Raw genomic sequence first — 11,578 nt, 5'->3', positions numbered from 1 at the left:
CCCACGCCCAGCCACACCCCCCGGCCTCGCAATGCCATCCGCCTGTCCTTTCCAGTGTTTGCCTGCGTCCTCCCCCTTACTGTGCAGGCAGCAGGCCACGCGCTGCTTCCGTGTCCTCCTTCAGCGCCGGACCACACGGTCATCACCGACCCAGCCTTTAGACGGATTGTGGTAAAGCTGGGGAGGCAGTTTATTTCAGTGATTCAGGAATAATGTGCAATAGCGTAAGGATTCAGGCAGAATCGTGGAATCGCAGGTCGGGGCCCGGAAGAAGAAGGGCGCTCGAAGAGGGGGGGCAACCGGAGGTAACCGACGTGACCGCATCGACTGCTCCCATCCGTTGCCTGCTCTATCCCTCGTTGGGGGAGATCCGGGAGCATGTCCGCGTGGAGTTGTTCGCGCGGGCCCTGGCGGAGCGGCTGGGCCGGCCGGTGGTGATGACCATCGCCCCGACCTACGAGGCGCTGGAGGCGGAGCTTGTCGCGGGCCGCGTGGACATGGCCTGGGGCACCGCCGAGCAGTGCAACGCCTTCGAGCCGCAGGCCCGGGCGGTGCTTCGCGCGGTGCGTTCGGGCAGCTGGCACTACCACTCCGCGCTGGTGTGCCGCGCGGACGAGCCCCTCACGCTGGAGACGCTCCAGGGCAAGCGCGTGGCGTGGGTGGCGCCGCGCTCCACCGGCGGGCACCTGCTGCCCCTGCGCTACCTGGAGTCGATGGGGCTTCGCCCCGACACGCTCTTCTCCGAGCAGCGCTTCCTGGGCACCTACCGCAAGGCGTTGGATGCGGTGATGCGCGGTGAAGCGGACGTGACCGCCATCTTCTCCAACCACACCGACGCGCTCGCCATGCGCGCCACGCTGACGTCGTACCTGGGCGTGGACGCGCCCCGGCTCATGCCCTTCCAGTTCACCACCTCCACGCTCTCCGACGGCCTCATCCTCACCAAGCGCCTGTCGGAGGAGGACACGGAGCAGCTGCTCTCCGTCCTCACCCGGATGAACACCGACGGCGCGGGCCTGGAGATGCTCATGGGGCCCTTCCGGGTGGAGGGCTTCATCCGCTCGCCCGGGCCGGGCGCGCCCGTGTCCTCCCCCAGCCCCTCGAAGGGCGCCGAGTACGTGGCCGGAGAGCTGGACGCCGAGGGCCGCTGCCTGCGGCTGTGGTCCCCGTCCGGCCGGGCCTTCGGCCGCGACGTGCATGACGTCGAAGGGCGCAAGCTGGACGAGGCCCTGGGCTCCGAGGCGAGCGAGCCCCTCATGTCCCTGGTCCGCGCGGTCAACCGGGGCGGCTCCGACGGACGGCTGGAGTACCGGCTCACCGTGGACGGCGAGGAGAAGTACTACGCGGCGGAGGTCACCCCCTGTGCCCCCGTGCCCGGGGACCGCGGCGTGCGCCTGGGCCTGCTGGTGCGCGACGTGTCCGGGATGCGGTCGCTGGAGGACCCGCTGTACCGGCTGGCGTCGTTCCCGCTCCTGCACCCGGAGCCGCTGCTGGAGCTGGGCATGGACGGGGCGCTGCGGTACGCGAACCCCGCCACCCACGTGGCGTTCCAGGACCTGGTGGAGCGCGGCCCCGTGCATCCGCTGGTGCACGCGGCGCTCACCTGGGCCTGGCGGGGCATGCCTCCGGGCGAGCCCGCGCCCACGTTGCACCTGGACGGCCGCTACTGGGAGCTCACCGTCACGCAGTTGTGGGACCCGCCAGGCCTGCGCGTGTTCGTGCGCGACGTGACGCTGCGCAAGCAGCTGGAGGCGAAGCTGTTCCAGGCGGACCGGCTGTCCGCGCTGGGGTCGCTCGCGGCGGCGGTGGGCCATGAGATGAACAACCCGCTGGCCTTCGTGCTGGCGAACCTGTCCTACGTGCGCGAGGAATTGGAGCGCCTGAAGCAGCCGCTGCTCACCGGCGAGGCCGTGCCGCGGGGCGACCTGGACGGCATCATGGAGGCCCTGGGCGAGACGGTGGAGGGCGCCACCCGGCTCAAGCACATCGTGCAGGACCTGCGCACGCTGTCGCGCAAGCCCCCGGAGCACCGCGCCCGCGTGGCCGTGCAGCCCGTGCTGGAGAACGCGCTGAAGCTCTTGCGCGGAGAGCTGCAGCACCGCGCTCGGCTGGAGCGCGACTTCCACGACGTGCCCACCGTGGACGCGGACGAGGCGCGCCTCACGCAGCTCTTCCTCAACCTGCTGCTCAACGCCGTGCAGGCCATGGACCCGCAGGACGCCGCGCGCAACGTGCTGCGCGTCGCGGCCTACACCAGCGAGGACGGCGAGGTGGTGGTGGAGGTGCAGGACTCCGGCAAGGGGCTGCCGCCGGACCTGCTCGCGCGCATCTTCGAGCCGTTCGCCGCGGCGCGCCCCAGCAGCACCGGCCTGGGCCTGTCGGTGAGCCACACCATCGCCACCGACCTGGGCGGCGCGCTGCGCGCGGAGAGCCGCGAGGGCCGGGGCACGCTGCTCACCGTCACGCTGCCCGCCGCCGTGCCGGTGGCCGACCCCCAGTCCCTACGCGTCGGGTAGCCGCCCCGCACGCTCCAGTGGCACCTCCAGCCGGGGCGTGTAGCGGCCGCCCGCGCTCTCGAAGAGCACGAGCCGGTCCACGCGCCCCTCGCCCCAGGACTCCGTCGCGAGCGCCCGCGCGCACGCCAGCAGCGCCGCGTCCCCGCGCGGCTTCTTCGCCCGGGCCAGCGTCAGGTGCGCGGTGTAGTCGGCGTGTTCCGACGTGAAGCCCAGCGGCTCCAGGACCCGGGCCACGTCCGCCTGGAGCGCCTTCAGCGCGGCGGTGTCCCCGCGCACGTCCGCCCAGAGCACGCGTGGGTGCGTGGCCGCGCCGAACGTCCCGCCGCCGCCCACCGACAGCACGAACGGCGCATGGCGTGGCCCCACGGGTGACAGGGCGGCCTGGAGCAGGGGCAGGCGGGCTGCGTCCACGTCTCCCAGGAACAGCAGCGTCAGGTGCACGCCCTCGGCCCGCACCCACTTCGCGTCCGGGGCGTGGGCCCTCAGGCGCTCGATACCCCGCTCCGCCTCGGCGGTGAGCGTCTCTCCCAGCGTCACGGCGGTGAACAGGCGCATCGCGGTGGTCCTCCGGCTCCGGGCTTCAACGGCCTCCGGCCTCACTGCTTCAAGGCTCGCCATTCAGGGCTCTCCATGCAGGGCTCTGGAGGCCAGCCGCCTTGCAGCGACTTCGACGACGCTCAGGGCGTGCGCTTGCGGCGGACCGGCCACAGCGCGTAGGCCCAGGCGGGCAGGAAGACGATGAGCTCCACGAGGCTCACGTACAGGCCTCGTGCGGTGAGCATGCCCGCGCCGATGGGCGCCACCGGCAGCGGCCGCACCGGGGCGAAGAGGCGCGCGTCGGAGAACGGCCAGAGGAGCGCCGCGCCCAGCCCGCCGTCGGTGAGCGTGTCGAGGATGCCGTGGCTGCCCACCGCCGCCAGCGTCAGCAGCCCCCAGCGCAACGCGGGCTCTCCCTTCCACCGCGCCAGTGCCGCCACCGCGAGCGCCACCGCGCCCGCGAAGACGAACGAGTGCGACGCGCCGCGGTGCCCCCACGGCGCCGCGTACGGGATGCGCAACGCGAACGCCACCACGTCCGCGTCCGGCAGCAGGGCCAGCAGCGACAGGAACCCCATCAGCGCCACCCGCCGCTTCCAGGACGCGGCTCCTGCCTCGAAGCGCCCCAGCGCCATGCCCACCGCTACGTGTCCGATGCTCGCCATGCGCCGGACCCTAACGCAGCCGGCCCGCGCCTGGAGAGGGGCCCCACGCGTGGGGTAGCGTCCCCGGGGCATGCTGCCCCTGCTCTCCCGCTCCCGTGTTGAAACCACCCTCCAGCTCCGCCTGGACGAATGGCGCGCGGACGTGGGCGCCTGGCTCAACAGCATGCGCGTGGGCGCCACGGCGGCGTGGCTGCTGCTGGCCGTCCTGGACGACTGGCGCGTGTCGCGCGCGGTGCTGGGGGGCTACATCCTGCTCGCGGTCCTGCTCTGGGCGGGCGCGCGCCGGGTGCCGTCCCTGCTGCGGCGGCCGGCGCTGGGCGTGGCGCTCGTCGACATGCCGCTCATCTACTTCCTCCAATCCCAGTCCATCCACGGCGGCGTCAACGGCGTGCCCACCGCGTTCTTGACCATGGGCGTCTACATGGTGCTGGTGGTCGTCGTGTCCATGGTGACGCTGTCGCGGCTCATCGTCATGGCGGCCACGGTGCTGGGCATCGCGGGGGCGGCGCTGCTGACGCTGGAGGCGGGCCTGAAGGCCTCCCAGTTCCTGCCCGGCATGGTGCTGGTGATGGCGCTCGCGTCCGCGGTGGCGTTCTTCGTCAGCCGCACGGTGCTGGGGCTGGTGACGGACGTGGTGCGCGAGGAGATGCAGCGCGAACGGCTGGGCCGCTTCTTCTCCCCGGAGGTCGCCCGGCGCATCTCCGAGAAGGGCCCCGACGGCGAGGCCGGCGAACACCGCGAGGTGACGCTGCTGTTCTCCGACATCCGCGGCTTCACCTCCCTGTCGGACCGGATGGACAGCCCCCAGGTGGTGGCCCTGCTCAACGAGTACCTGTCGCGCATGGTGGAGGTGGTGTTCCGCCACGGCGGCACGCTCGACAAGTTCCTGGGCGACGGCATCCTCGCGTACTTCGGCGCGCCGCTGGAGCAGCCCGGCCACCCCGCCGCCGCGGTGTCGTGCGCGCTGGCCATGCTGGAGGCGCTGGAGGTCCTCAACCAGGAGCGCGCCGCGCGCGGCGAAGGCGTGCTGCGCATCGGCGTGGGCGTGCACACCGGGCGCGTGGTGGTGGGCGCCGTGGGCAGCGACCAGCGCCGCGAGTACACCGTCATCGGCGACGCGGTGAACGTGGCCAGCCGCATCGAGGGGCTCACCAAGAAGGTGGGCGCCCCGGTGCTCGTCTCCCACGCCACGCGCGAGCGCTGCGGGGACGCCTTCGACTTCGAGGCCGCGGAGCCGCTGCCCGTCGCGGGCAAGCCGGAGCCGGTGGCCACCTTCCTGCCGAAGAAGCGCGCGCTGCCCATCGCGGGCGGAGTGGGCTGAAAAGAAACAGGGGCCGGGAGGAACACCTCCCAGCCCCCGCAGGTGCATCACCGGGGTCCGCGGCTCAGTACGCCTTGGAGAACACGATGCGGCCCTGAGACGGGTTGCCCGTCATCACGCACTTGCCCGGCTCCTGCTTGAGGCTGAAGGGGCGGCAGCGGGTGGTGAGGCCCGTCTCCTCCTTGATGCGCGCCTCCGTCTTCGCGTCGCCATCCCAGTGCGCCAGGAGGAAGCCGTCGTCCGCCTTCGCCTTCAGCTCCTCGTAGGAGTTGACCTCGAAGGTGTGTGCGTCGCGGAAGTCCTTCGCCTTCTTGAAGAGGTCCTTCTGCATCTGGTCCAGCATCGCCTGGACCTTGGCGACGGCCTCGTCCAGCGGGACGAACTCCTTCTGGCGCAGGTCGCGGCGCACCATCACGCAGGAGCTCTTCGCCAGGTCCTTGGGCCCCAGCTCGATGCGCACGCATGTGCCGGTGAGCTCGTGCTCGTTGTACTTGAAGCCCGGCGTCTTCGTCTCGTCGTCGTCCACCACCACGCCCAGGCCCGCCTTGCGCAGGTCCGCGGCCAGCGCGTGCACCTTCTCCAGCACCTGCGTCTTCTCCGCCTCGGGCGCCTTGCCGCCAATGCCCACGGGGATGATGACCACGTGCGTGGCCGCCAGCTTCGGCGGCACGATGAGGCCCGCGTCATCCGAGTGCGTGAGGATGAGCCCGCCGATGAGGCGCGTGGAAGAGCCCCACGATGTCTGCCACACGTGGTGCTGCTGACCGTCGCGGCCCTGGAACTGGGTGTCGAAGGCCTTGGCGAAGTTCTGGCCCAGGTTGTGGCTGGTGCCGGCCTGGAGCGCCTTCTTGTCCTGCATCATCGCTTCGATGCTGTACGTGCGCAGCGCGCCGGCGAACTTCTCCGACTCCGTCTTGCGGCCGGGCAGCACCGGCATCGCCATGTAGTCCTCCGCGAACGTGCGGTAGACCTCCAGCATGGTGAGGGTGCGCTTCTCCGCGTCCTCCTCCGTCTCGTGACAGGTGTGGCCTTCCTGCCAGAGGAACTCCGTGGTGCGCAGGAACAGGCGCGTGCGCATCTCCCAGCGCATCACGTTGGCCCACTGGTTCAAGAGCAGCGGCAGGTCCCGGTAGCTCTGGATCCACTTGGAGAAGCTGCGGTTGATGATGGTCTCCGACGTGGGCCGGATGACATAGGGCTCCTCCAGCTTCTGGCCACCGGCGTGGGTGACGATGGCGAGCTGGGGGTTGAAGCCCTCGACGTGCTCCGCTTCCTTCTTGAGGTAGCTCTCCGGGATGAGGAGCGGGAAGTAGGCGTTGCGCACGCCCTCGTCCTTGAACATCTTGTCCATCACCCGCTGGATGTTCTCCCACAGCGCGTAGCCGTTGGGGCGGATGACCATGCAGCCCTTCACGTCCGAGTAGTCAGCGAGCTTCGCCTTCTGGATCAGGTCGACGTACCACTCGGAAAAGCCCTTCTCGCGGGGCGTGAGCTTCTCGGCCATGTGCTGGGCACCTTGCTAGGGGATGGAAAGAGGGGGTTGCCTACGCTGGGATGTTCCGGAAATCAACGCCGGACCGTGCCAGGATTCGTCCCCCGGACGCCGTCCGTGCTTGAAGCCAGACCCCCCATGACGATGCCCCCTGACGCGGCTCCCCGGAAGCTCACCGACGACCTCCACGTGTTCGACGCCTCGTTCCGGCTGGCGGGCATGGACCTGGGCGGGCGCATGACGGTCCTCCGCCTGCCAGACGGCGGACTGTGGGTGCACTCGCCCGTCGCCTTTACCCCGGAGCGGCGGGCCGCCGTGGAGGCGCTCGGAAAGGTGCGCTTCCTCGTCGCCCCCAACCTCTTCCACCACGTGCACCTGCCGGACTGGGCCGCGGCGTTCCCCGACGCCCGGGTGGTGGCCCCCTCCGGACTGCGCGCGAAGCAGCCGGCGCTGCGAATCGACCAGGAGCTGGACGACACGCCGGACCCCGCCTGGGCGCCCGTGCTGGAGCAGATGCACGTGCGCGGGATGCCCCGGGTGAACGAGTTCCTCTTCTTCCACCGGCCGTCCCGCACGCTGCTCATCACCGACCTGGCGTTCCACTTCCAGCACGCGGAGTCGTGGCCCTTGAAGCTGTACCTCAAGGCCAACCGCGCCTGGGGACGGCTGGCGCCCACGGCCCTCGAACGCCTGCTCATGAAGGACAAGGAGGCCGTGCGCGCCTCCGTCCAGCGCGCCCTCAAGTGGGACGTGGAGCGCGTGGTGATGTGTCACGGCCAGGTGATGGAGCGCGGCGGTCAGAAGGCGCTGCACGACGCCTTCTCCTGGCTGTAGGGCGCGGTATGCCCCGCCCCGGTGGGGGGGATGGGAATGTCGCCTGCTGCACTCCTCGCCGCGCTGCGCTAGAAGGGGGACCTCCTCGTCTTCCCTGGTTTCCCCCTCCAGGAGGTTCATTCCATGCGGTCGATTCTCCCCTCTGTCGGTGCCGTCGCGCTGTGCCTGGTCGCGGGCTCCGCGTCCGCCAACTCCACCGGCATCACCGGGCGCAGCGGCAAGCAGAGCGTGTCCTGCACCGCGTCCGGCTGCCACGGCGGCGGCAGCGCCCCCACCGTGACGCTGGAGGGCCCCACGGCGCTCACCGCGGGTGAGACGGGCAACTACTCGCTGATCATCACCGGCGGCCCTGGCGCGAAGGCGGGCCTGAACGTGGCGACGGGCGGCGTGGACGGCGCGACGCTGACCGCGGGCTCGGGCACCAAGGTGGTGAACGGGGAGCTGACGCACTCGCTGCCCAAGGCCTTCACCGGCACCACGGCGCGCTTCGACTTCTCGCTGGTGGCGCCGGCCACCAACGGCACGCTCAAGGTGTTCGGCGCGGGCAACTCCGTGAACGGCGACACCAAGGAGTCGGGGGACGCGCACGGGAACGCCACGCTGGACGTCGTCATCACGGGCGGCAAGGACCCGGTGGCCCCCGAGGAGGACGGCGGTGGTTGCTCCGCCACCTCCGGCGCGCCGCTGGTGATGGGCGCGGTGCTGGCGATGCTGGCCGCGCGCCGCCGCCGCGCGGGCTGAACGTTCGCGAAGCGCCGCCGCTTCCGGCTTGAGGGCAGCCTGACTGCCCTCCGGCCTTGCCCCGGGGGGCGGGACGACAGCGCGAGGCCGCGCGACCTACCATCGCGCCCCTTGATGCGACCTGGCCCCCTCCTGACCCTGTTGCTCGTCGCGGGACCGCTTGCCTGTGCAAACGGTCCCGCGGTGCGTCCCACCCTGTCCTCGGGCGTCACGCCCGTCGCGGAGGCCCCCCGGCCCGCGCGGGACGGCGGCGCCCTGCGGGTGATGACCTTCAACATCCAGTCCGGCCTGCGCGGCCTGGAGCAGGTGGCGGACGTCATCCGCGCCGAGTCGCCGGACGTCGTCGCGCTCCAGGAGGTGGACGTGGGCTCCACCCGCGCGCGGGGAGAGGACCAGGTGGAGCGGCTGTCCGCGCTCACGGGCCTGAAGTACCGGGCGCACTTCGGCACCACGCAGCTGTACGGCGGCCGCTACGGCATCGCGCTCCTGTCGCGCCATCCGCTGACGTCGCTGGCGCAGTACCCGCTGCCCACGCCCCGGGGCGCGGAGCCGCGCACGCTGGCGCACGCGGTGCTGGACGTGGACGGGCGCGAGGTGAGCGTCTACGCCACGCACCTCATCCGCCGGCCCTTCAACGGCGCCGCGCGCGTGCGCCAGAGCGTCTTCATCGCGAACCTGCTCGCGAAGGACCCGCGGCCCCGGCTGCTGATGGGGGACTTGAACGACGACCCGGACTCGCGCCCGGTGCGGCTGTTGCGGCGCCAGCTCCAGGACGTGGCGAAGGTCACCCACGCGGACGGCGTCGGCACCTACCCGATGCCGCTGTTCCTGCCGTCCCTGCGCATCGACTACGTGATGGCGTGCGGGGCGTTCACACCGGTGGCGAGCCGCGTGCTGCGCGTGGGCGCGTCCGACCACTACCCGGTGGTGGCGGACCTGCGGCTCAAGCCCGTGGCGCCGGCCGCGGCGACCGCGGCCTCCGCGCCCTGACGGGGGCCTACGTGGGCAGGGTGAAGCGGTAGAGGACCTCCAGGTCCCCCTTGCTGAAGCCCTTGAGGACCTCGTGGTGGATCTCCTTGCGGCCGCTCAGGTACGCGAGGCCCCCCGCGGCGAAGCCCATCACGGCGAGCTCGAAGTAGACGTGCGGCCGGGGCACGCCGGTGATGCGCAGCTCGACCTGGCCGCCCTGGAGCTGCGCGGTCAGCTCGCCCTCGGTGAAGTAGCCCTTCCAGATGCCGGGCGTGAAGAGGGCGAAGCGGCGGAAGTCGTCCTTGCCGAACATCGTCTTGAGCTGGCCCTGGCTGAGCGCGTACTCGGCGGATTTGATGCCGTATTGCCAGTAGGCCTTCGTGTCGCCGCCGTAGAAGCGCTGGGTGAGCGCCTCGTTGAACCGCAGGAAGGACTCCGCGGGGAGGCGCGTCACCGGCATGATGGGCTGGGCGTAGACGGGGTCCCGCTTCGCCTGCTCCGCGAGGAAGCCCTTCCACGCCGGCTCGCCGAAGGCCTGAATCATCATGGTCTGCCGAGCCAGGAACGCGACGCCTTTGACATCCATCCGAAGGACTCCCCGTCCGACCGGCCGCTTCCGGGTTCGACGATGACCGGGCCGGGTCATTGCCTATTCTGTCCCCGCCACGGCTCCGGGGCGATACGCATCCTGACAATTCATTGGGTCGTCCGCATGTCCGCGGGGGACGCCGATGGGGAAAACCTGTTCTCGCGGACACACTGCTGCAGGGGCCCCGCTCCCAGGGCTAGGTTTCCGTTCATGCGACCCCTTGCGCTGCTCCCCAGGCCCGGCCGCGTGCGCCGGGGCGTGCTCCTGGCGGCCGGCGTGCTGACAGGCGGGGTCTTCGGGCTCGCGTGGTGGGTCCACCGCTTCGGGCAGCGCGACCATGCTGGCAGGGCGGACGCGCTGGTGGTGCTGGGCGCGCGGGTGCTGCCGGGCGGCGTGCCGTCCGGTGCGCTGGTGGCGCGCGTGGAGCAGGCGGCGGCGCTCTATCACCGGGGCGTGGCGCCCTGGTTGCTGCTGTCCGGGGGCGTGGGGGCGCAGGCGCCGTCCGAGGCGCGGGTCATGCTCGGGCTGGCGGTGGAGGCGGGCGTGCCCGCGTCCGCGTGCGTGCTGGAGGAGGAGAGCCGCACCACCGAAGGCAACGCGCGCTTCAGCGTGCGCCTGCTGCGGGAGCGGGGGGCGCGCCGCGTGGTGGTGGTCTCCGACCCGTACCACCTGCTGCGCGCGCGGCAGTGCTTCCGGCGCGAGGGGCTGGAGGTGGCCACGAGCCCCGCGCCCATCGCCGGGCGGATGCGCGCGGTGGACCGGGGGTACTGGACGGTGCGCGAGGCGTTCGCCCTGCTGCTGCGTCCGCGCCTGCTCTGGGCGCGGGCGCCGGGCAGGAGCCCGGGGGCCTGACGTCCGGGCGCGGCTCAGGTCCCCTTCGGGGGAGCCTCCGGCCCGGGGGCGTCCATCTTGAGGAGCACCTTCTCCATCACGCGGAAGAGGGCCTGGCGGTCGTCGGCGTCGAGCATGCCCAGCACCACGCCCATCGCGCGGTGCATGGAGCGGTCGAGCTTGGTGAAGGTCTGCCGGCCCTTGTCGGTGAGGCGGCAGCGCACGACGCGCCGGTCGGCTTCGCCGCGCTCGCGTTGCAGGTGGCCTTCGCGCTCCAGGCGGTCCACCACGCCGGTGACGGTCTTCTCGGTGACGCCCAGTCGCTTGGCCAGCTCGCCCATGGTGAGCGTTCCGTCCAGGCCCAGCCACAGGAGCGCGTGCACCTGGGGCGGCGTGAACTGGAGCTGCTCACAGGTGCTGGCGATGGGGTCGCGAAGCGAGCGCCGACGCCCCAGCGAGAACATCAGCTGTTGCATGCGGTCGACATCCACCGCGAGCGTCTCATCCTCCTCTTTATGGATATTCCGGGTCACGGAGTATTCATTAGCGGCGAGGTGGGGTCGGGTCAACTTGTAGTCTCACGGCGCGGGCATTTGAGAGGTGCGGGCAATGCGGCTTTCCTGGCTGGGGCTCCTGGCGGCGGTGTGGGCGGTGACCGCGCGGGCGGACGAGGTGTGGGTGTTCGCGGCGGTGAGCACCACGGAGGCGCTGGAGGCGCTCGCTCCGGCGTTCCAGCAGGCGAGCGGGCACCGGGTGCGGTTCGCGTTCGGGGCGTCGAGTGACCTGTCACGTCAGGTGGTGGCGGGCGCCCCAGCGGATGCCTTCCTCTCCGCCGACACGGCGAAGCTGGACGGGCTGGAGCGCGCGGGGCTCGTGCAGGCGGGGTCGCGGGTGGACGTCGTGTCGAACCGGCTGGTGGTCATCGTCCCGGTGGCTTCGCGCGCGAAGGTGGCGGGGCCCGCGGGGCTGAAGGGGCTCAGGCGCGTGGCGCTGGCGGAGCCGGACGCGGTGCCCGCGGGGGTATACGCGAAGGCGTGGCTGACGAAGGCGGGCGTGGTGTACGCCTGTCTCTTACACACATCT

Annotated in this window: 12 protein-coding genes; 7 read left to right on the top strand and 5 right to left on the bottom strand. The window is 71.5% G+C overall.

From position 1 onward, the window contains the following. The first annotated feature begins 314 nt into the window (after window positions 1-314). The gene (locus tag D7V97_RS31565) at window positions 315-2,516 is read left to right on the top strand and encodes a PhnD/SsuA/transferrin family substrate-binding protein (protein ID WP_120614341.1); all 2,202 of its coding nucleotides are present in this window, start codon (window positions 315-317) and stop codon (window positions 2,514-2,516) included. Here D7V97_RS31565 and thpR read toward each other — a convergent pair. Then, complete coding sequence (gene thpR / locus D7V97_RS31560) at window positions 2,502-3,071, bottom strand: RNA 2',3'-cyclic phosphodiesterase (protein ID WP_120614340.1); 570 nt, start codon at window positions 3,069-3,071, stop codon at window positions 2,502-2,504. The genes D7V97_RS31565 and thpR overlap by 15 nt on opposite strands. Window positions 3,072-3,193: 122 nt before the next feature. After that, window positions 3,194-3,718 carry a metal-dependent hydrolase gene (locus D7V97_RS31555; RefSeq protein ID WP_120614339.1) on the bottom strand — a complete coding sequence of 175 codons (525 nt, stop codon included), beginning with the start codon at window positions 3,716-3,718 and terminating at the stop codon, window positions 3,194-3,196. A gap of 70 nt (window positions 3,719-3,788) precedes the next feature. Between D7V97_RS31555 and D7V97_RS31550 the strand changes: the two genes are divergently transcribed. After that, window positions 3,789-5,039: an adenylate/guanylate cyclase domain-containing protein gene (locus D7V97_RS31550; RefSeq protein ID WP_120614338.1), complete on the top strand. Its 1,251-nt coding sequence runs from the start codon at window positions 3,789-3,791 to the stop codon at window positions 5,037-5,039. A gap of 64 nt (window positions 5,040-5,103) precedes the next feature. Here the strand turns inward: D7V97_RS31550 and proS are convergent, their stop codons facing one another. Continuing rightward, entirely contained in the window at window positions 5,104-6,543 is a 1,440-nt protein-coding gene (proS, locus tag D7V97_RS31545; protein WP_120614337.1) for a proline--tRNA ligase, read from the bottom strand. Between the two features lie 126 nt (window positions 6,544-6,669). Between proS and D7V97_RS31540 the strand changes: the two genes are divergently transcribed. From D7V97_RS31540 to D7V97_RS31530, 3 genes are all read left to right on the top strand, one after another. Continuing rightward, on the top strand, window positions 6,670-7,365 hold the full coding sequence (locus D7V97_RS31540; protein WP_120614336.1) for a DUF4336 domain-containing protein: 696 nt from the start codon (window positions 6,670-6,672) through the stop codon (window positions 7,363-7,365). A 123-nt stretch (window positions 7,366-7,488) separates the two neighbouring features. Then, a complete protein-coding gene (locus tag D7V97_RS31535; RefSeq protein ID WP_120614335.1) occupies window positions 7,489-8,106 on the top strand; it encodes an MXAN_6652 family MXYO-CTERM-anchored protein in 618 nt (205 codons plus the stop codon). Window positions 8,107-8,289: 183 nt separating this feature from the next. After that, window positions 8,290-9,096 carry an endonuclease/exonuclease/phosphatase family protein gene (locus D7V97_RS31530; RefSeq protein ID WP_233583345.1) on the top strand — a complete coding sequence of 269 codons (807 nt, stop codon included), beginning with the start codon at window positions 8,290-8,292 and terminating at the stop codon, window positions 9,094-9,096. 7 nt (window positions 9,097-9,103) lie between these two features. Here D7V97_RS31530 and D7V97_RS31525 read toward each other — a convergent pair whose 3' ends face one another. Then, entirely contained in the window at window positions 9,104-9,661 is a 558-nt protein-coding gene (locus D7V97_RS31525) for a hypothetical protein (protein ID WP_120614333.1), read from the bottom strand. Window positions 9,662-9,874: 213 nt separating this feature from the next. On the opposite strand from D7V97_RS31525, the gene D7V97_RS31520 reads away from it, so the two are divergent. Further along, window positions 9,875-10,516: a YdcF family protein gene (locus D7V97_RS31520; protein ID WP_120614332.1), complete on the top strand. Its 642-nt coding sequence runs from the start codon at window positions 9,875-9,877 to the stop codon at window positions 10,514-10,516. Window positions 10,517-10,530: 14 nt separating this feature from the next. On the opposite strand, the gene D7V97_RS31515 is transcribed toward D7V97_RS31520, so the two are convergent. Then, complete coding sequence (locus D7V97_RS31515) at window positions 10,531-11,028, bottom strand: MarR family winged helix-turn-helix transcriptional regulator (RefSeq protein WP_120614331.1); 498 nt, start codon at window positions 11,026-11,028, stop codon at window positions 10,531-10,533. A gap of 76 nt (window positions 11,029-11,104) precedes the next feature. Here D7V97_RS31515 and modA point away from each other — a divergent pair. Continuing rightward, window positions 11,105-11,578 (top strand): molybdate ABC transporter substrate-binding protein (gene modA, locus D7V97_RS31510; RefSeq protein ID WP_120614330.1); only part of this gene is annotated, 474 nt, incomplete at its 3' end.

Source organism: Corallococcus sp. CA053C (genome assembly GCF_003611675.1).
In the GTDB taxonomy this organism is placed as follows: domain Bacteria; phylum Myxococcota; class Myxococcia; order Myxococcales; family Myxococcaceae; genus Corallococcus.
This window is presented reverse-complemented; position numbering and strand designations above follow the sequence as displayed.

Coding starts and splice junctions, on each gene's coding strand:
- thpR (WP_120614340.1), bottom strand. CDS start 3,071: ATGCGCCTGTTCACCGCCGTGACGCTGGGAGAGACGCTCACCGCCGAG.
- D7V97_RS31555 (WP_120614339.1), bottom strand. CDS start 3,718: ATGGCGAGCATCGGACACGTAGCGGTGGGCATGGCGCTGGGGCGCTTC.
- D7V97_RS31550 (WP_120614338.1), top strand. CDS start 3,789: ATGCTGCCCCTGCTCTCCCGCTCCCGTGTTGAAACCACCCTCCAGCTC.
- proS (WP_120614337.1), bottom strand. CDS start 6,543: ATGGCCGAGAAGCTCACGCCCCGCGAGAAGGGCTTTTCCGAGTGGTAC.
- D7V97_RS31540 (WP_120614336.1), top strand. CDS start 6,670: ATGACGATGCCCCCTGACGCGGCTCCCCGGAAGCTCACCGACGACCTC.
- D7V97_RS31535 (WP_120614335.1), top strand. CDS start 7,489: ATGCGGTCGATTCTCCCCTCTGTCGGTGCCGTCGCGCTGTGCCTGGTC.
- D7V97_RS31525 (WP_120614333.1), bottom strand. CDS start 9,661: ATGGATGTCAAAGGCGTCGCGTTCCTGGCTCGGCAGACCATGATGATT.
- D7V97_RS31520 (WP_120614332.1), top strand. CDS start 9,875: ATGCGACCCCTTGCGCTGCTCCCCAGGCCCGGCCGCGTGCGCCGGGGC.